This is a genomic window from Micromonospora sp. CA-259024 (assembly GCF_050936255.1).
Classification (GTDB): Bacteria; Actinomycetota; Actinomycetes; order Mycobacteriales; family Micromonosporaceae; genus Micromonospora.
Genome location: NZ_JBNJND010000001.1, coordinates 2,824,603 through 2,843,170 on the forward strand (window position 1 = coordinate 2,824,603; position 18,568 = coordinate 2,843,170).

Consider the following 18,568-nt stretch of genomic DNA (forward strand, 5'->3'; position numbering starts at 1 on the left):
TTAGTCATGTCGATCAACCGGCCACGCGACGGATCGACGCCCGCGATGCCGCAGCACGTCGGCGCCAATCCCGTTGACTCGCCGGTACCCGGGCGCGTCGGTATGACGTCTGCGGACAAACAGCGGAGAAGCGCCTGTACGTGGGCAGGCACGCCACGAACGCCGGCCCGGTGTCAGTCCCACCACTTCCACCAGTTCTCTGGTGCCTGCTCGGCTGGCATTCCCGGCGACGAGTGGTGTCGCGTCTCTCCGAGGTCACCGGATGCAGAGCATTGCGGAATGGGCCGTCGTCGCCGTAGAGGACGGGCAGTTGATGGTCGAGTTCTCGTAGCCAGGGCAGCATGCCGGTCATCGGTAGGTGGGCCTGTTCCCAGCCGTACCACAGGGCCGTCAGCCGGGTCACTGCCTCGTCGTGTGCCGGGTCGCAGCGCTCTCTACGAGCTGGGCGCCGCGCTGTCGCCGGGTCGGCACTCATTCGGACCCGCTGGCAAGCACTGGTCACCGGCCTGGAAGCCACCCTGCCCCTACGCAAGCCCCCCGGCAGCCTCACCACGACGGCACCCCACGCCGATTAACCGATGACAGGCGGCGGCAACTACTCAGGGCACTGCGCGCCTCAACGGCTTCAACAACATCGCCGCTGCCAACCGGCATCACGCCCGCGACAGCACCCGCCCGCTCGCCCTACTCGGAATCATTTGACGACTTTGCGGGGGCACTGGGTCGTCGACCTGGGCATCGACAAGCTCGTCCGGTACGCGGCGGAGGCGGGTCCGCGACGGCGAGGTGACCGCCACCGAGCCGACGATCTCCTTCGACGGCGAGAATCTGGCAGTGCGATCGCCCTCGACGGCGACCTGCTGTACGTGGCCAACCAGAACTCGCACAGCGTGGTGACCTTAACGGCCGGCCGCGCACCGGAGCCGACCGGCCAGGTGCTCGAGATCGGCTCGCCCGCGCGCATACTCGTCTGAACCTTTCGCCCCGGCGGCTGCTACTCATCTGGAGTGGGGGGTGAGCGGATGGATCCGGGCAGTGACGACGCGTTGCTGCGGTCGATCGCGGCCGGTGACGCCGCCGCGCTGTCCCGGCTCTACGAGCGGTACTCCGGCGCGCTCTTCGGCTATCTGCACCGGCTGGCCGGCGACCGGATGACCGCCGAGGAGATCCTGCAGGACACGATGCTCGCGGTCTGGCGGTCGGCCGGCGCCTTCGAGGGGCGGTCGAAGGTGACGACGTGGCTGTTCGGCGTCGCCCGCCGCCAGGCGCACAACCGGTTACGCGGCAGGTCCGCGCCCGAGCCCGCCGGCGCCGACCTGCCCGACCGACCCGATCAGGGCGTCGGCCCGGAGGACCTCGCGATCGCGGCGGCCGGCGGGACCCCGGTGGCCGCCGCCATCAACCTGCTCCCCGCGCATCACCGGGACGTGATCGCGCTGGTGTTCGTGGCCGGCCTGCCGCTCGCCGACGTCGCCGAGGTGCTCGCGATCCCGGTCGGCACGGTCAAGAGCCGGCTGTATCACGCTCGGGCCGCCGTCGCCGCGGCGCTCACCGCTCAGGAGGTGCCCGAATGAAGGACCTGTTGCCCGCGTACGCCGCCGGCTCGCTTTCCGGACCGGACCGCGACCGGGTCCGCGCGCATCTCGCCGACTGCCCGCGCTGCCGCGCCGACCTGGCCGCCTGGCAGGCTATCGCGGTGGCCGCCGCGCCGGCCGCGACGCCGCCGGACCCGGCGTCGCTGGTGCGGACGGTGCTGAGCCGCAGCACCATCGAACCCATCGTCCGCCGGCCCCCGCGGCGGGTGCGGCACCTCGTCGCGCTGGTCGCGGCCGAGGCGCGGCTGATCCGGCCGGCCGCGCCGATCGCCTCGGCGCTGGTGATGGCCCTCGGCGCGGGACTCGTGCTGCTGCGGACCACGGCCGGCGCGGACCTGATGCTCTCCCTGATCGCGCCAATCGTCGCCGCCGCGGGGATCGCGGGCACCTACCGTTCCCGCCGCGACCCGGCCGCCGAGCTGCTCGCCGCCACACCCACCTCCGGCCGGCTGCTGCTGCTCATCCGCATCGCGCTGGTGTTCGGCTACGACCTGGTGCTCGCCCTGGGCGCCTCCGCGGTGCTGACCGCCACCGGAGCGGCGGGCGCGGACGGCCTGAACGAGCTCGTCGGCGCCTGGCTCGGGCCGATGGCGCTGCTGTCCTCGGTGAGCCTGTTGATCGCCGTCTTCCTCGGGCCGGACGCGGCGCTGGGCACGGCCGTCGGGTTGTGGGCGGTGCGGGTGCTGGCGGGCGGCGTGCTGATCCCCGACGGCTGGCCGGCCTGGTCGATCATTGAGGTCTGGTCGACGAACGCGCCGGTGCTCTTGGCCAGCGCCGCCCTCGCGATCGTCGCGGTGGCGATGTCCGGCCGCGGTGAACCTCACGGCGGCGGACGCGCTACCCACCCGATGTGAGACCACTGACCCTCTGGCGGTACGAGATGCGTCGGGCGGGCTGGGCGGCCTTCCTCGGCCCGCCCATCGCCCTCGTCCTCGGCATCACGGCCGCGCTCGCGAATCCGCAACCGAGCGACCCGACCACCGCCCGCATCCTGCTCGGCACCCTGGAGATGGCGATACCGCTCGCCGCCGCGGTCGCCTGTTCCTCCCTCGTCGGCCGGGATCCGGCCCGCGAGCTCCAGCTCGCCTCGCCGACGCCGTACCGCGTCACGCTGCTGCGCCGGATGATCGTGACGCTCGGCTGGACCGCGGCGGTCGCCGTGCCGGCGGCGGTCGTGCTGATCGCGACCGGCTGGTGGGCCCGCTGGCCGGAGAACCACGGCGCGTTCGCCGGCCAGCTCACCTGGCTGGCGCCGACCCTGGGCCTGAGCGGCCTGGCCTTCGCCGCGGGCGCCGTCTTCCGCAGCCCGGGCGCGGCCGGCGCCCTGGTCACCTCGGTGTGGGCGATCCAGCAGTTCTTCGCCGGCTCGGCGCAGGCGCACCTGCCGGGCCGGCTGCTCTACCTGTTCGCGACGACCCGGGGCGCGGCGCCCGGCGACTGGACCGCGAACCGCCTGACGTTGCTCGGCGCGGGCGCCGCGCTCATCGTGTTCGCCCTGGTCCTGCTGGGCCGCTCGGAACGCCTCATCGGCGAGGAGGACGAATGACCACCTTTGTTGCCAGCCTGCGGTACGAGTTCCGGATGCAGGTCCGCAAGCGGACGGTGTGGATCGTGCCGGCGCTGACCCTGGTGCTGTTCGTGCTGATCGGGGGCAGCCTGCTGCGGGACCTGTTCGATCCGGGCGAACGGCCGGTCGATCCGCGGACCGCCGTGGTCGGCCTGGCGGTCCAGCTCCACGCGCTGCTGTCGATCGGGTTCGGCTGCCTGCTCGCCGACCGGCTGATCCGCGACGACCGGCTGAAGGTGGCGTCGATCCTGGACGCGACGCCCGCCTCGCCGAGGGCGCGCCTGCTCGGCAAGTACGTGGGCGCCGGCGCCGCGACGGCCATCCCGGTCGCGGTGGCGTACTTCGGCTTCGCCGCGGCGTACGCGGTGGACACCGGGGAGCCCCGGGCGCTGGGCTGGGCGCTGGCCGCCTTCGGGGCGGTGTTCATCCCCGGCCTGCTCTTCGTGGCCGCCTTCGCGATGGCGGCGCCGCTGGTCATGCCGGCGCCGTTGTTCCGTGTCCTGTTCGTCGGCTACTGGCTGTGGGGCAACGTGGTCTCGCCGGACATGATGCCGACGCTCGCACGGACCCTGGTTCACCCCCTGGGCGGTTATCCGCTTGCCGCGCTGTTCGACTTCCACGGCATCGACGGCCAGGAAACCTGGGCCGGCCCGATACCCGGCGCGACGCTCAACGCCCTGCGGCCCGACCCGACGCCGGCGCTGGCCTGGCTGTCCATCGCCCTGCTGTTGATCATCGCCGCCGCCGTGCTCGCGGGCGGCCACGCCCTGCGCGCGCGCCGCGTCCGATAACGAGCCCGCGTTCGACAACGAGAAGGAACTCCCATGCGAATCGAGATCTCCGGCCTGACGAAGACGTACCGCGGTGGGGTGGCCGCCATCGACGGCCTCGACCTGACGGTGCCCACCGGGATGTTCGGCCTGCTCGGCGCGAACGGCGCCGGCAAGACCACGCTGATGCGCATCCTGGCCGGCATCGTCCGTCCGACGTCCGGCCGGGTCACTGTGGGCGAGCACGACCTCGGCACCGGCGCCGGGCGGACCGCCGTGCAGCGTGACCTCGGCTACCTGCCGCAGGACCTCGGCGTCTACCCCGACCTGACCGCCCGGCAGTTCCTCGACTACGTGGCGCTACTCAAGGGCATGGACGACCGGACCGTCCGGCGCCGGCGGGTCGGCGAGCTGCTGGAGGTGGTGGCGCTGACCGAGCACGCGGACCGGCGGCTGCGCGGCTTCTCCGGCGGCATGCGGCAGCGGGTCGGCATCGCCCAGGCCCTGCTCGCCGACCCGCAGCTGCTGATCGTGGACGAGCCGACCGCGGGCCTCGACCCGGAGGAGCGGATCCGTTTCCGCACGCTGCTGTCCCAGTTCGCCGGCCGGCGCACGGTCCTGCTGAGCACGCACATCGTCGACGACATCGGGCAGACCTGCCGGGAGGTGGCGGTGCTCGCCAAGGGGCGGCTCATCTTCCGTGGCACGGTCGAGGAGCTGACCCGCCGCGCCCAGGGGCAGGTCTGGTCGGTCGTCACGGACGGACCGGCGCCGACCGAGGGGACGGTGGTGTCCGCGCTGCCGCACGACGACGGCATGCGCTACCGGATCGTGGCGCCGTCCGCGCCGAGCCCCGGGGCGCGTCCCCTGGAGCCCGGCCTGGAGGACGGCTACCTCGCGGTGGCTACCGGTCGGGGTAACGCTTCGCGGCAGCCAGCTTCGCCGCCAGGACGTCGGCCGTGACCCGGGCCTCCTGCTTGTAGACCACGACGTAGCCGGGAGTGTCGCGCTGGAAGCGCCAACCCTCGGCGAGCGGCCCGGCGTCGTACGCGGCGAAGCCGATCGCGGCGAGGAACTCGCCGACCGTCCGCTTCGCCACGGCATCGTCGCCTGCGATGGGCAGCGGAAGGCGGCAACATCCCGCACCCGCGATGCCCAACGATGCGCATGGATGAGAAACCTGGTTGCCGACCCCGGTAAATGGGAGGTTTGGGGGGACGGCTCAAAACCCATAGGCAAACTTAAAGCCCTGACCAGCGTTTCCGCTGGTCAGGGCTTCTGTCTGCCGGGACGGCCGGATTTGAACCGACGACCCCTTGACCCCCAGGCAACAATCAAGGCGTCGGTCAACAGCGCACCCGATAGCGCAGGTGAAGCACCCGGTTGCCCTGAATCACCACGTCAGGTTCCTCCAACAGGTGCTGCGCGTCGACCGACCCGAAGTAGCGCTTGCCGGACCCGAACACGACGGGTACGACGTCCATGCGCACCTCGTCGACCAGGCCCGCGGCAAGCACCTGGCCACCGACGTCGCCAGCGGCGACCTCGACCATGCGGTCACCCGCAAGCTCCTGCGCCTTGGCCACGGCTGCCTCGACGCCGTCGACGAAGTGAAACGGCGCCTCGGGGTCCCAGCCCTCGGGCGCCGGCCGGTGCGTCACGACGACCACGTGGTCGATCCCGCCCGGAGGCTTCCCGTCCCAGCCGTCCGTCATGTCGAAGACGTGGCGGCCGGCGATTGTCGCCCCGATCTGGTCCCAGTACGGCCGGGTGTAGTCGTAGGACGTTTGTGACACCTTCAGTTCGCCGCTCTCGTCCAACGGGACGTCACCGCTGAGCAACCAGTCGAACAGCGGTCCGGGCTGGTCGTTCTCGTCCGCGATGAACCCGTCTACTGACACCGAGCTGTACATGACTACTTTGCCCATGGGCGCTCCTCTGCTTGGGGGATGTCCTCAGGTTAGAGTTTCGTGGGCTGTCGCTCTTGTAAGAAATCAATCGGCCGGCAGCGGCCAGCCGTCCAGCACGTGGCCGGGATGTTCGCGCAGGAACCGCCGCCGGACTTCGACATATCGTGTCGGTGTGAGCCCGGTGAAGGCCCGGAACTCGTGGCCGAAGTGGGCCTGGTCGAAGTAGCCTGCGCTACTGGCGAGGTCGGCCCAGTCGATCGGTTCGGCGGGGTTGATCGCGAGCACGGTGGCGGCGAAGCGGTAGGTGCGGGCCAGCCGCTTCGGCGTGACGCCGATGAGCTCCTTGAACCGCTGTGCCAGGTGAGTGCTGCTGACACCCGCTGCCACCCTCAGGTCGCCGATCGCCGCCGCCCCGCTGGTCGCCGCGATGACGCTGCTCGTATGGCGGACCAGCCCCAGGCCGGCCGCGTCGCCTAGCCGTCGCATTAGCTCCTCCTCGAGCAGCGTCAGCATCTCGTGCGGTCCGTCCGCCGTGGCCAGCCGGTCTCGCAGCTGAGCAATGGCGGGCCGACCCCAAACCTGCTCTACCGTCACCGGCCGGTCACACAGTTCGGCCGCGGGCATCGGCAGGAACGGCGCCGGCCCCCACGGCTTGAAGTGCACGCCGACGGACCGGGTCCGGGGTGGGTAGCCGAACTCCAACGCGCGGGTGGGCGTGGTGACCACGCAGCCGTCGGCGTACTCGGCCGTCTCGATGTCGGTGCCGGCGCGAATGCGAAACGGTGCCCCGAGGTTGACGATGAGGAACGCCGCCGGACTTGCCGGCAGCGTCAGCCGGGCGTACGGCGACGCACCCTCCAGGTAGTAAAGGTCGTCGATCAGCCCGTCCAGCGGCGGTCGCGGCACTCTGGACACGTACTCCACGCCCACAGTATCGCCGGCATCGCGCGCCGAAATGGTCCAGCCGCGCTGCCGCCAGCATCGAGCCGGCGCCGATCCCGGACGAGCGCCCGGCCGCGGACATTTGCGTGGGATACGCGTGCCGCGTGCGCGATGGAGGATTCTCGGCCCTCCAGTGTCGCGCCGCATGGGGGAGGCGCTAAACCAACCCTCTGCTGCGTTACCGCGCCCTGCTACGCGGCCGCGGGCTGTTCGCCGCCAAAGTCGACCTCGTCCAGCGCGGATGTCTGGGTGTCGGAAGAGCGCCGCCATGAGTGTTGGCTGGTCTGCTCGTTGTAGCGGGATCGGGGATGACGGGGGTGTGCAGGTCGGTCATCCGTGGGGTCAGTTCTGGTTCACCGGCCACACTGCCGCCGGATCGCAGTGGGCCGGGCAGGCCAGCAGGTAGACCTCGTTGCCAAGAAACAGCCAGTAGGTGTCGGCGCGGATGTTGTAGGCCTGCTCTGGCTGGCCGGGGTGAACGGCGAACTCCATGCCCTCCGGAACCTGGCAGACGTACACCAGATCGGCGCCGCACGCGCACCTGTAGTACTCGGGATCCTGCGCCCAGGACGGAGTACCACCGACCTTGAAAAGCTGGGCTCCGAGCCCTCGCGAATTGAGGGTGTCCATCAACGGCCGCAGCGTCAGGGGCAGTGCGCACACGGACGGTTCGGCCTCAGCCGCTGGCAGCACCGCGTGGCGCTGGAGCAGCACCCGCCAGAACGGGCGCGGGTAGGGCGGCTGCGGAGCGTCCCAGTACCGGGGTACAAGCCGACCGCCGGCCGACTCGGGTTCGGATGCGTCGTTGTGGGCACGGCAGTGGAAGACCAGCAGGTGGTCTCCGCCGAAAATCTCGACGTCCGGGGGTATGTCGAGTTGAAAGAACAGAGCCATCCGCTCGCCGCAGAAACACTCAGGCCATTCCTGGCCGTCGTCGAGGAATGGCCAGCCGCCCACCGAGTTCCGCATCGGCCGGTCCAGCGGCTCGGTCCCGACCTCGACCACGTGGACAGGCGACATCGCCCCCACTTTCCCCAGCTCACGTTCGACCACCCGCTCACCCTAAGGGCTGTCGTATGGCTGCTGTTGCGGCGTACTGGCGCACCAACCTCGAGGAAAGACCAAGATCGTCTAGCCGGACGTGTCACGGATCAAGTGACAGCGATCCGTAACGCATCAAGTGGAGCCCGACAAACGGGCACCATGCGCTGTCCCGTCACGGGACATGCATGACACTCGCGTCTCAACAGATGCTTGACATGATCAAGTTGGGGCTCTCGCGCTGCGCTTACTCAGTGTTCAGAGGAACCGTCTGCCCTTGCCTCGCTTCGAGGACCACCCGCTGGCGCAGAGGTTGAGCCAAGTTCAGGGTGGCAGTTCGTGAGTAGCCGGCAAGCGTGCATACCTCGTTGGTGGCATGAGGTTGGGCGATGACGATGACGATGACCGCGTTGGCCGATTCGACGGCCTCAGCGTGGTAGTCGGCACCGCAAGGTCTGGTTGCCGGTTCCCGAGTGCCAGTGAAGGTGACAGTCAACCGGGTGCCGGCCCTGGTACCGGTGGCTGATTCGATGGAGATGCCAGGTGGGGAGTTCCATGGCGGCGGTGTCACAGTAACGGTCGCTGAACCACGCGCGTTGATGACCGCCTGGTCATAGCGGGTCAGGGCCTCGCCCGCTTGCTGGCGCATCTCGCCCAAGCTTTCCCCCTTGGGTAGTACACCCTCGTGCGGGTTGTTCACCTCCGAGCTGCAGCCACCCAGCACTGCCACTGCCGCAGCACCCAAGAACAGCCAGCGGCGTCGGGCCATCATCAAGCCACCTCCGCAGCTCATGTCGAAGCTCATCGCCTGAGCACACCGGCCGAATCCGCGAGGTCGACCGGTGAGCGGCCTTCGGCAGCCGCCAGGGGACGATGATCACCAAGAGTATCGACGGAGGAGGGCATGTCTAGGCCAACGTCAAGCACCTCGTGGGACGGATTCGTCAAGCATGTGGTGACGATGGGTACGGACCTGCCGCCGCGAGCTGCTCGACCGAACCCTCATCTGGAACCAGCGTCATCTCCTGCACGCCTTACGCGAATACGAGGCGTTCTACAACTCGCACCGGCCGCACTAAGGCATCACCAACGCCAGACCACTCCAGCCGCTGCCCGAACCGATCACCGATCCGGTGCCCGCGCCGACCGGCCGGCCGCGCTCGGCTCCGGCTCGCACCGCAGCAGCCAGCGCGGCGACCTGCTCCGGCCGGCCGATCGGCACCTCGACGGGAGTGATGCCGGCATCCCAGGCCCGACCGGCCAGTGCCACCGTCTCCCCCGGTGGCCGGCCCCGCAGGATCACCATGATCCGCTGATCATCGAACAAGTCCTCGAAGGACATCGCCGCTCTCCCATCCCGCGCCACGGTTACGTCCTGGTAGCGACCTGCACCAGCGTGTCCGGTGGCAGCTCGCCGAGGTCACCGACCGCCCGGAGCGCGGCAGCCGCCACCAGGTGCCCCAGCCTCAGCCGGGCCCTCTCCGGCAGGTCCCGGACCAGCCCATACAGGTAGCCGGCGGCGAACGCGTCGCCGGCACCGACCGGCTCGACCACCTCGACCACGGGTGCCGGTTCGAACGTGCTCCCGCCCGGACCGTACGAGGTAGCCCCGACCGAGCCGTCCTTGACCACCAGCGTCCCCGGACCCGGCAGGCGCTCGCGCACCTCGTCGGGATGCCTGGTGCCCCACAGGGTCGCCGCCTCGTCCAAGCCGACCAGCACGAGGTCCGCCTGATCAGCCAGGCCGGCCAGCACCGGCCCCGCCGTCCGTACCGGCCACAACGCCGGTCGGAAGTTGACGTCGAAACTGATCATCGCGCCTGAGACCGGCCGCTCGGCGAGCGCGTACGAGACCAGGTCGGCACAGGCCTCGGAGAGCGCGGCGGTGATGCCGGACAGATGCAGCACCGTGCTGCCGGTCAGCTCCGGTGTCCGCCAGAGGGAGCGGTCCATCGCTGCGGCGGCCGAACCCCGCCGGTAGTAGTGCACGGTGGTGCCGCCCGGACCAGGATCCTTGAAGAACACACCAGTCGGCGCGATCGGGTCCACCTCGACCAGGCTGACGTCCACACCCGTGGCGCCGATACGGGCGGTGAGCAGGTCGCCGAGCGGGTCGGCACCCACCCGACTCTGCCAGGCCACCCGCAGGCCCAGCGCGGCCAGGTTCATCGCGACGTTGGATTCCGCGCCGGCCACGTCGAGTCGCGTCGTGCCGCCCTCGCACAGCGGCCGGGGTGGATCCGGGACCACCAGGGCCATCGACTCACCGACGCAGACCACGTCATATCCGGTGCCGGACGATGCCGTTCCGAAGACCGAGGTCATCGACGCTCCCCCGTTGAGAGCCGGGCCGCACACATCGTCGGCGGGCCGTCGGGCACCGACTCCGCGTAGGTTTCCGAGTTCTCCGTTGGTGCGTAGCCCAGCTCGCGTCGGGCTGCACCGAGGTCGCACATGCCACGGGTGTTGGCCGAGGTGATCGAGTATGCACCGAAACCGATCTCGGCGCTCAGCGCACGGCGTACCGCCTGGCCCAGGTCGGCGGTGCCCAGCCAGGTGTCCAACCATCCGCGATGCGCCGGCGCTGGCCGCACGCCCCCGAGCCGCAGGCAGACCACGGACATCGCACCCGAGTCGGCGTACACCCGCGCCGCCGCCTCGGCGAACACCTTGGTCGCGCCGTACCGGCAGCACGGGTGGGGCAGCCAGTCGTCCCGCACCGGGACGGCTTCGGGCCGGCGGGCCAGCGGGTGGTAGCCGCCCATCGCATGTACGGAGCTGGCCAGTACGACCCGGCGCACGCCTGCCAGGACGGCCGCCTCCAGCATCGCCGTCAGTACGTCGACGTTGGGTCCGCGCAGCCGGTCCCAACCGTCGCCGGGCCGGGGATTGCCAGCCAGGTGCACCAGGGCGTCGACGCCGTCGCACAACCGCTCGGCCAATCCCGGATCGGCGAGGTCGCCGACCACGACCTCGTCCGCGACCGCGCCGCCCGGCGGGAGACGGACGTCGGTCAGCCGGAGCTGATGCCCGGGAGCCAGCTCCGGTGCCAGCAGTTGGCCAACCCCACCGGCCGCACCGGTGATCAGTACACGCATGCTCGTCACCAGTTCGTGAACGATCCGTCGCGCCGGCGCAGCCGGGGCAGCGGCGCCGGCCCCCGGAGATCGAGCCGGCGGGCGGCGGCGAGATCCAGCTCGACGCCGAGGCCCGGCCGCCGCGTCGGAGTGACCCGACCGGCGCGCAGCTCGGGCCAGGCGGTGATCACCTCCGAGGGCGCGAACTCCGGCTGAGGCTGCTCCTGCACGGAGACGTTGGGCAGCACCAGGTTCAGGTGCGCCGACGCCGCGGCGGTGACCGGTCCGAGCGGATTGTGGGTAGCCAGGTTGATGTGGTGCACCTCGGCCAGCGCCGCGATCTTGCGGGCCTCGGTCATCCCGGTGTTGGCGACATCCACCCGGGCGTGGTCGATCAGTTCGCCCTCGAGCAACGCGCGGAACTCCCACTTCGTACCGAGCTGCTCACCGGCGGCGAGCGGCACCGTACTGCGCTCACGCAGCATTCGGTAACCGTCCAGGTGCTCGCTGCGCAACGGGTCCTCGACGAAGTACGGCCGCAGCGGCTCCAACTCCCGGCACAGGGTCACCGCCTGCGCCGGATCGAGTCGGGTGTGTACGTCGAGCAGCAACTCCACCTCGTCACCCAGCGCCGTGCGCAGCCGCTCCATGGTGGCGAGGGTGTACCGCAGCGCGGCCCGCTGGTCGTACTCGCCGCCGGCGTCCGGACTGTTCGCCGCCACCCGCAGGTGCCGCCATCCCGCCTCGACCAGCCGTTCGCACTCCGCGACCATTGTTGCCGGTTCGCTGCTGCGCACGTGGACGTAGCACTCGACATGGTCGCGGGAGGCCCCACCGAGCAGCTCGTACAAGGGAACACCGAGGGTCTTGCCGCGAATGTCCCAGAGCGCCACGTCGATCGCGGCCAGCACGGAGCCCAGTACGCCGGACGCGGGGAAGAAACCCGAGCGGAACAGCAGCTGCCACAGGTGCTCGATCCGGCCGGGGTCGGCTCCGACGAGCAGTTCGGCGAAGTCGTCCACCGCGCCGCGTACGGTACGCCAACGGGCACGCATGCCGACCTCACCCACGCCGTACTCGCCGGAGTCGGTGCTGACGACCACGAGCAGCATCACGCTGCCGCCGTCCGGCACGGTCAACAACTCCAATTCGGTGATCTTCAAACTGTCCCGTCCCAGGTGTATCCCGGAGCCGCACCGACCCCGACCGAGGCTGCGAAGATGAGTCCACTGTCTGGTGCCGCCCCTCGGGTGGCGTCATCCAGCCCAATGAACGCTGAGGTGATCACCAGCATCCCGTCGACCAGGCAGCAGGCGGTCGGCCGGGGCACCGGTACGTCCACTCGGGCGAGCGGGGTGCCGTCCGGGGCGAACCGGCGCACACTCCAGCCGTCCCACATCGCGATCCACAGGCAGCCCTCGGCATCGACGCAGAGCCCGTCGGGGGTGGCGTCGGTGAACACCACGAGGGGGCGCCGGTCGCGGGCGGTACCGGTGGCCGAGTCGTACCGGTAGCTGTCGAGCCGCCGTCGCCGACTGTCCACGTGGTACATGGTGTCCCCGGCTGGGCTGAATCCCAGCCCGTTGGCGCACCCGATGCCGGTCAACACGGTGGCCACCGTGCCGTCCGGATCCAGCCGGTACAGTGCGCCGGACCAGGGCTCGGTGCCGCCGAGTATCTGGCTACCGGCGAGAAAGCGGCCGTACGGGTCGCAGGCACCGTCGTTCATCTGGGTGCCCGGGGCGCTGACCTCGCCGCCCAGCGAACGTACCGCGCCGGTGGCCGATACATGGTGGAATCCCCGGCCGGCCGCCACCACCCAGCCGCCGCCGAGGGCCGTCACCGGCGTGACCACCCCGGTCGGCGCACCGATCCGGTACTCGGCCAGCACGTCGATCCGATTGCCGGCCAGCCGTCCGCGAAGCAGCCGGCCGGCGGAGATGTCGACCCACAGCAGTTCGCCGGTCCGTGGATCGAGCCGCGGTCCCTCGCCCAGGTGGTAGCGCTCGGTCGAGACCGGGTGGGCGACCAGCCGTTCAGGATTTGACCGCACCGGCGATCCCGTCGACGAACGTGCGCTGTAGCAGCAGGAAGATGGCGATGATCGGCAGCAGGCTGATGGTCGCCCCGGCGGCCAGTCCGCCCCAGTCGGTGGCTTCCTGCCCGAAGAAGCTGTACATGCCCACGCCGAGCGTTCGCAGCTCCGGCCGCCCCAGGGTGAACACCAGCGGGATGAAGAACGCGTTCCACGCGGCCATGAAATTGAACAGCGCGACGGTACCGATCACCGGCTTGGCCAGCGGGAGCATGATCCGGAAGAAGATGCGGGGATAGCCCGCACCATCGATCCGGGCGGCGTCCTCCAGCTCCTGGGGCATGCCGGAGAAGTACCCCATGAAGAGCAGGATGGGTACCACGAGCGCCGGCCCCGCGGTCGCCAGCACGGCACCGAGCAGCCCATTGTTGAGTCCGAGCCCGTCGACCAGCTTGAAGATCGGGATGATCGTGTAGCCGTGCGGGATAAACATCGTCGCGATGAGCAGCCCCACGATGAACTTCTTGCCGGGCACGTCGCCCCGGCCGAGGGCGTAGCCCGCCGTGGCGGAGGCCAGCACCACGATGAGCACCGTGGTGACCGAGAAGACGACGGTGTTGGACAGGTACGCGCCGAAGTGCGCGGTTTCCCATGCTCGGCTGAAGTTGTCGAGGGTCCACTGCTTGGGAAGCACCGACAGCCCGCCGAGGAACACCTCCCGCTCCGACTTGAACGCGGTGGAGACCATCCACACGAACGGGTAGATCCATACCACGCTGAGCGGGATCAGCAGCACATGCCAGAGGTGTATCCGGCGCACTAGCGACCTCCCCTCAGGTACTGCCGGCGTAGCAGAGGCCCTTGCAGGACCGTCATCACCAGCGTGATCACGCCGAAGACGACTCCGGCGGCACAGGCGAAGCCGTACCGTGGCGCGTTCAGTTCGGGGTTGAACGCGTACCGGTAGATGTAGGTGCCGACGACGTCGGTGGCGTAGTTGGGGCCGGCCTGGGTCATCGCCTGCACGAGGTCGAACGGGTTCATGCTCTTCTGAAAGGTGAGCAGCAGGATCACCACGCCGATCGGGGCGATGATCGGGAGCGTGACGTGCCGCAGCGTCTGCCGGCCGTTCGCCCCGTCGATCTTCGCCGCCTCGTACAGGTCATCGGGCACGGTCTGCAACGCGGCGAGCCAGTAGATGAGGGTGATGCCGAATCCCTTCCACACGTCGATCGTCATGACCGTGGGCAGGGCGTACGACTCGGAGAGGAAGGTGATCGGCGAGTCGACGAGCCCGGCGGAGCTCAGGGTCTCATTCACGAAGCCGCCGGCCGGGTCGAGCATGATCGCGAAGACGATACCGATCACCGCGGTGGTGGTGACCACGGGCAGGAAGAGGAACAGCCGGTAAAGGTTGCGCCCCCGCAGCCGCCGGCTGTTGAGCAGGATCGCGGCGAGCAACGCCAACGGCATCTCCACGCAGATCGCGACCAGGGAGAAGAGGAACGAGTTACGGAAGGCATGCCAGAACCGGCCGCTCTGCAACACCTCGGTGAAGTTCGCGAAGCCGACCCAATCGGTGGCCGGGCCAACGCCGTCCCACTCGAAGAACGAGTACCACCAGCTCGCGACCATCGGCCAGAGCGTGAAGGCCACGAAGAGCAGCACCGTCGGAGCGAGGAAGACATAGTGCCAGGCGTACCTGCGCAGGCGGCCGGGGCGGCGGCGGGCCGGGGGTGCCACGCGCCGGGGTGGCGCGGCCGGATCGGCCGCGCCGCCCCGGTCGATCAACGGGGCGTTAGTCACTTCTTGCTCGGCGTGTAGGGCTGGAGCGGGTCCCAGCCGGCGAAGGTGAGATCGGCGCGGGATGCCTGCACCCCCTTGCCGGAGAGCGCCGTGACCTGCTCGTCGATGAAGGCGTCGAGCTTGGCGTTGAGTTGCGCGGCCGGGCCGGCGAAGGGCTGGTTACGCAGGATCGCGGGCAGCGCGATCTCCGACCACTGGAGGTCCTGCTTGCCGCGGATGGCCGACATGAGCTGCATTCCGCCGGGGCTGACCAGCGCCGGGTTGGGGACGAGCCGTACCGTCTCCGCAGCGATGTCCATGATCGCTTTCTGGTCCGGATTGGCCGCTGCCTTGTCCTGCCAGGCGCTTTCCAGAGCGGTGAGGGTGCCGAACTTGTCGTAGTACGCCCGGTGGAAGTCCTGCGAGGCGAGGAAGTCCATCACCTTCCATGCCTGCTCCGGGTGCTTCGACTGGGCCGACATCGACCACAGTGGGCTGAAGCTCGAGCCCTGCCCCGAGTAACCGCCCCGGCCCGCCGCCGGCTCCGGCACGGCCGCGATGGACATGTCGAGATCGGGGTTGAGCTTGCGCACCTCGTTGATCTGGAACGGTGCGGCGACGAACATCGCCAGCTCGTTCTTGGCGAACGCGGTCTGCACCTTGCTCGCGTCGGTCCAGGTCTCCCACCCCGGGGTCATGACCTTCGCCGCGTGCATCCGTTTGAGCAGATCGACCGCCCCGCCGAGGGACGGGTGGGTGATGGCGGCCCGACCGGTACGCAGGTCGATGCCGTTGTCGATCGAGGAGGGCCCGCTGGTGTTCTGGAGCATCCGGGCCAGCAGGCCTTTGCCCCAGGTGCCGGCGAAGCCGAACGTCTTGCCCCCGCCCGCCCGCGTGACGGCGTTCGCGGCCTGCTCCAACTCCTCCCAGGTCTTCGGCGCTGCGGTGACGCCGCCCAGCTTGGCTGCGGTGTTGTTCACCAGCAGGAGCCGGACGGAGGACCACTTGCCCCAGACCAGCGGCAGTGTGTACAGCTTGCCGTCGCGGTGCAGGCCGGAGGTGGCCGGGTCGAGCGAGCCCGCGGGGAACCGGGAGGTGAACTCGTCGGTGACGTACTGGTCGAGAGAGGCGACCCAGCCACGGTCGAAGATGCGGTCGAAGTTGGTGTCCTGAGCCCGGAACACGTCCGGCGGGTTGCCCTGCTGGAAGCCCAGCTCGATGGCGTTGGCCTGCTGGTCGGAGGGGTTCTCGATGACCTGGACCTTGATGCCCGGGTTCTGCTCTTCGAAGCGGTCGAACTGCTCCCGGTAGAACTGGGACGCGCCGGAGGGATCGGGCACGAGCGCGACCTTGATCGTTACCTGGTCCCCGCTGGACTTCTCACTACTGCCAACCAGGGTGCAGGCGGAAGTCAGTCCGCCCGCCGCGGTCGCGGCCGCACCCACGCCCATGATCCGCAGCAGGGACCGCCGGGACAGCTCCAAATCCTTCATCGTCTTCTCCTAGTCCGGGCACCGGCCGGCGAAGCCGATCGGCCAACAAGGACGGAATTAGTGTTTCGGTGCCGTGAAGAGTGTGTTGAGGACAGTAGCTTCACCGACCACTTGATGCAATAGTCATCTGCTATATGGGTCAGACACGCACAGCGCTGCCCGTGCGGTACCCCAGCCGGAAGGAGACCGGGCCCTCCACCCTCGGACGGCGACTCATCCCGCCAGCACCTTTCCGACATACCGGATCTGCTCTACCTTCTGAAAAACTCCCCCGCCCTCGTGCCCGTTGTACGGCCACACCCGGATGTCCTTGGTCCCGGCGTAGTGGTTGTACGCGGCGAACACCGTCGAAGGCGGACAGACCGCATCCATCAACGCCACAGAGAAGAGGGCCGGTGCGGTGGCGTGCGCGGCGAAGTTGACCCCGTCGAAGTAGCGCAGGGTCTCGAAGACCTGATCCACCTGGTCACGGTGGGTGGAGCAGTAGGTGGTCAGTTCCGCATACGGCGCGGCATTGGTGATCTCGGTGGCCCGACGGTAGTGGCAGAGAAAGGGCACGTTGGTCACCACGGCGGCAAGCCCGTCGACGAGCCCAGCGACCGCGAGCGCGATCCCGCCGCCCTGACTGCCGCCGGCCACCACCACCCGATCCGGGTCGACCAGTGGGTGCGCGCGGGCCGTCTCGACCGCACGGACGGCGTCGGTGAAGACCCGGCGATAGAAGTACGTGTCCCGGTCGGTAATGCCGCGGGTCATGAAGCCGGAGGTGGCCGGTCCACCGGCTGGGGCCGGGTCCGGGGTGTCGCCGACCATCGACCCGTTGCTGCCCTGACCACGCGTGTCCATCACGAGGTGGGCGTACCCGGCGGCGCTCCAGTGCAGCCAGTCGTGCGGCAGGCTGCGACCACCGCCGTACCCGATAAACTCCACGACGCAGGGCAGCGGCGCGACGGCGTCGCGGGGGGCCAGGAACCAGCCACGAATCCGGTGGCCATCAAACCCCGCGAAGGTCACGTCAGACACGTCGACGTTGACCAGACCACCGTCGTACGGCGCGAACCGCGCCGGGAACGCCTGAGCCCGCGCTTCGTCCAGCGTCTCCTGCCAGTACGCACGGAAGTCAGCCGGTTCGTTCCGGTCAGGCCGGTACTCCCGCAGACGATCCAGCGGCCAATCGACAAACATGCGCCCACCTTCCGTATCCGACCCCCGGCGGGGCCGTGATCACATTAATGATCCGTCACATAGATATGAAGCCCATAATGCCGAGGCAACATCGCCTGATCTCGCCTCGTGGTATGCGGTAGCGCTGCGGCGACCGGTGCGCCGGGTGGTCTCCACGGACGACACCGAGACGCCGGCCGCCAGCCAGGGCAGCCGGACCATGGCTGCTGCGGCCACGCGACTTGGTTATGTATGATCCGTAATCTGGATGGCACACCTACCTTTTGAGGGATGAGCATGCCACGGTCCACCACCCGTGAGGTCGGCGGCGGTACGCAAAGCGTCGAACGCGCCCTGTCACTGCTGCGCGCGTTCACCGAGGAGAACCCGGAACGGCGCGTCTCCGAACTGGTCCAGCTCACCGGCCTGGGCCAGTCGACCGTCTCCCGCCTGGTCGGCACGCTGGAGGCGCTGGGCTTCGTCACCCACGACCCACACAGCGGGCTCTACCGGATCGGACCCACGGTGGTGAGTCTGGCGGGTATCGCGCTGAACCAGACGGTGGTGCACCGCCAGTCTCGACAGATTGCCCAGGACCTCGCCTGCGAGTTGGGGCTCGGCGCGAATGTCGCCGAACGACACGGCGCCGAGTTGTTCTACCTGTGCAACTTCGAGGGCCGGCTCGCCCCGCGCTCGTTCACCCTGGTCGGCCGGCGCGGCCCGCTGCACGCCACCGCGATGGGCAAGGCGCTGCTGTCGGACCTGACCCCCGACGAGGTCGAGGCACTGTTGGGGTCCCAGTACCCGGCGTACACCCCCAAAACCATCACCGACCTGGACGGGCTGCTCGCCGCACTCGCTGAGGGCCGCAGCCGTGGCTACGCCACGGAACTGGAGGAGCTGGCCTTCGGCCGGGCCTGCCTGTCCGCCCCGGTACGCAATCGGTCCGGCCGGGTGGTCGCTGCACTGTCCGTCTCTGGCCCGTTGTCCGCGATGAACCTGCACGACCGCCAGGAGGAACTGGCCATGAAGGTCATCGAACAGGCCGACCAGATTTCCACCGGGCTGGGTTACGACGCTTCCGTCGTCCGGCTGTCCGCCGCCCTCTGACCGGGCCACGCCGCCGCGCTGCCCCCGCCCCGCCGATCCCGCAGCTGTGGGCGTGCAACCACAACTGCGAGATCGACGG

22 protein-coding genes are annotated in these 18,568 nt (G+C 69.5%); 7 read left to right on the forward strand and 15 right to left on the reverse strand.

What is annotated here, in order from left to right:
- Positions 1-13: 13 nt before the first annotated feature.
- Complete coding sequence (locus ACQEUX_RS12205; RefSeq protein ID WP_433045774.1) at positions 14-475, reverse strand: DUF4913 domain-containing protein; 462 nt, start codon at positions 473-475, stop codon at positions 14-16.
- A 232-nt stretch (positions 476-707) separates the two neighbouring features.
- Between ACQEUX_RS12205 and ACQEUX_RS12210 the strand changes: the two genes are divergently transcribed.
- The 6 genes from ACQEUX_RS12210 to ACQEUX_RS12235 are packed head-to-tail and all read left to right on the forward strand — an operon-like array spanning position 708 to position 4,895.
- On the forward strand, positions 708-974 hold the full coding sequence (locus ACQEUX_RS12210; protein WP_433045777.1) for a hypothetical protein: 267 nt from the start codon (positions 708-710) through the stop codon (positions 972-974).
- A 48-nt stretch (positions 975-1,022) separates the two neighbouring features.
- Complete coding sequence (locus ACQEUX_RS12215) at positions 1,023-1,574, forward strand: RNA polymerase sigma factor (RefSeq protein ID WP_433045780.1); 552 nt, start codon at positions 1,023-1,025, stop codon at positions 1,572-1,574.
- The gene (locus tag ACQEUX_RS12220; RefSeq protein WP_433045782.1) at positions 1,571-2,449 is read left to right on the forward strand and encodes a zf-HC2 domain-containing protein; all 879 of its coding nucleotides are present in this window, start codon (positions 1,571-1,573) and stop codon (positions 2,447-2,449) included. Before ACQEUX_RS12215 ends, ACQEUX_RS12220 begins: the two co-directional genes overlap by 4 nt.
- Positions 2,446-3,141, forward strand: coding sequence for a hypothetical protein (locus tag ACQEUX_RS12225; protein ID WP_433045785.1), 696 nt, complete (start codon positions 2,446-2,448; stop codon positions 3,139-3,141). The genes ACQEUX_RS12220 and ACQEUX_RS12225 overlap by 4 nt, the downstream gene beginning before the upstream one ends.
- Complete coding sequence (locus ACQEUX_RS12230; protein WP_433045788.1) at positions 3,138-3,953, forward strand: ABC transporter permease; 816 nt, start codon at positions 3,138-3,140, stop codon at positions 3,951-3,953. Before ACQEUX_RS12225 ends, ACQEUX_RS12230 begins: the two co-directional genes overlap by 4 nt.
- Before the next feature lie 33 nt (positions 3,954-3,986).
- Positions 3,987-4,895, forward strand: coding sequence for an ATP-binding cassette domain-containing protein (locus ACQEUX_RS12235; protein WP_433045791.1), 909 nt, complete (start codon positions 3,987-3,989; stop codon positions 4,893-4,895).
- Here ACQEUX_RS12235 and ACQEUX_RS12240 read toward each other — a convergent pair.
- The 14 genes from ACQEUX_RS12240 to ACQEUX_RS12305 all read right to left on the reverse strand — a co-directional run bounded on the left by ACQEUX_RS12240 (position 4,837) and on the right by ACQEUX_RS12305 (position 17,400).
- On the reverse strand, positions 4,837-5,031 hold the full coding sequence (locus tag ACQEUX_RS12240; RefSeq protein WP_433045794.1) for a hypothetical protein: 195 nt from the start codon (positions 5,029-5,031) through the stop codon (positions 4,837-4,839). The two genes, ACQEUX_RS12235 and ACQEUX_RS12240, sit on opposite strands and share 59 nt — an antisense overlap.
- A gap of 247 nt (positions 5,032-5,278) precedes the next feature.
- Positions 5,279-5,860 carry a dihydrofolate reductase family protein gene (locus ACQEUX_RS12245; protein ID WP_433045797.1) on the reverse strand — a complete coding sequence of 194 codons (582 nt, stop codon included), beginning with the start codon at positions 5,858-5,860 and terminating at the stop codon, positions 5,279-5,281.
- Between the two features lie 66 nt (positions 5,861-5,926).
- Positions 5,927-6,766 (reverse strand): helix-turn-helix domain-containing protein, encoded by an 840-nt coding sequence (locus tag ACQEUX_RS12250; protein WP_433045800.1) that lies wholly within the window; start codon positions 6,764-6,766, stop codon positions 5,927-5,929.
- Positions 6,767-7,126: 360 nt separating this feature from the next.
- The gene (locus tag ACQEUX_RS12255; protein ID WP_433045803.1) at positions 7,127-7,837 is read right to left on the reverse strand and encodes a hypothetical protein; all 711 of its coding nucleotides are present in this window, start codon (positions 7,835-7,837) and stop codon (positions 7,127-7,129) included.
- Positions 7,838-8,072: 235 nt separating this feature from the next.
- Positions 8,073-8,630, reverse strand: a complete 558-nt coding sequence (locus ACQEUX_RS12260) for a hypothetical protein (protein WP_433045806.1) — start codon at positions 8,628-8,630, stop codon at positions 8,073-8,075.
- A 270-nt stretch (positions 8,631-8,900) separates the two neighbouring features.
- On the reverse strand, positions 8,901-9,167 hold the full coding sequence (locus ACQEUX_RS12265; protein WP_433045809.1) for a hypothetical protein: 267 nt from the start codon (positions 9,165-9,167) through the stop codon (positions 8,901-8,903).
- A 26-nt stretch (positions 9,168-9,193) separates the two neighbouring features.
- Positions 9,194-10,150 (reverse strand): sugar kinase, encoded by a 957-nt coding sequence (locus ACQEUX_RS12270; protein WP_433045811.1) that lies wholly within the window; start codon positions 10,148-10,150, stop codon positions 9,194-9,196.
- Entirely contained in the window at positions 10,147-10,923 is a 777-nt protein-coding gene (locus tag ACQEUX_RS12275; RefSeq protein ID WP_433045814.1) for an NAD-dependent epimerase/dehydratase family protein, read from the reverse strand. Before ACQEUX_RS12275 ends, ACQEUX_RS12270 begins: the two co-directional genes overlap by 4 nt.
- A gap of 5 nt (positions 10,924-10,928) precedes the next feature.
- Complete coding sequence (locus ACQEUX_RS12280) at positions 10,929-12,065, reverse strand: mandelate racemase/muconate lactonizing enzyme family protein (protein ID WP_433045817.1); 1,137 nt, start codon at positions 12,063-12,065, stop codon at positions 10,929-10,931.
- Positions 12,062-12,955 (reverse strand): SMP-30/gluconolactonase/LRE family protein, encoded by an 894-nt coding sequence (locus ACQEUX_RS12285; protein ID WP_433045820.1) that lies wholly within the window; start codon positions 12,953-12,955, stop codon positions 12,062-12,064. The genes ACQEUX_RS12280 and ACQEUX_RS12285 overlap by 4 nt, the downstream gene beginning before the upstream one ends.
- Positions 12,939-13,757, reverse strand: a complete 819-nt coding sequence (locus tag ACQEUX_RS12290; protein WP_433045823.1) for a carbohydrate ABC transporter permease — start codon at positions 13,755-13,757, stop codon at positions 12,939-12,941. The genes ACQEUX_RS12285 and ACQEUX_RS12290 overlap by 17 nt, the downstream gene beginning before the upstream one ends.
- Positions 13,757-14,743 (reverse strand): carbohydrate ABC transporter permease, encoded by a 987-nt coding sequence (locus ACQEUX_RS12295; RefSeq protein ID WP_433045826.1) that lies wholly within the window; start codon positions 14,741-14,743, stop codon positions 13,757-13,759. Before ACQEUX_RS12295 ends, ACQEUX_RS12290 begins: the two co-directional genes overlap by 1 nt.
- Positions 14,740-16,215 carry an ABC transporter substrate-binding protein gene (locus ACQEUX_RS12300; protein ID WP_433045829.1) on the reverse strand — a complete coding sequence of 492 codons (1,476 nt, stop codon included), beginning with the start codon at positions 16,213-16,215 and terminating at the stop codon, positions 14,740-14,742. Before ACQEUX_RS12300 ends, ACQEUX_RS12295 begins: the two co-directional genes overlap by 4 nt.
- A gap of 213 nt (positions 16,216-16,428) precedes the next feature.
- Complete coding sequence (locus tag ACQEUX_RS12305) at positions 16,429-17,400, reverse strand: acetylxylan esterase (protein WP_433045832.1); 972 nt, start codon at positions 17,398-17,400, stop codon at positions 16,429-16,431.
- Positions 17,401-17,670: 270 nt separating this feature from the next.
- Between ACQEUX_RS12305 and ACQEUX_RS12310 the strand changes: the two genes are divergently transcribed.
- Entirely contained in the window at positions 17,671-18,489 is an 819-nt protein-coding gene (locus ACQEUX_RS12310; RefSeq protein WP_433045835.1) for an IclR family transcriptional regulator, read from the forward strand.
- Positions 18,490-18,568 lie beyond the last annotated feature (79 nt).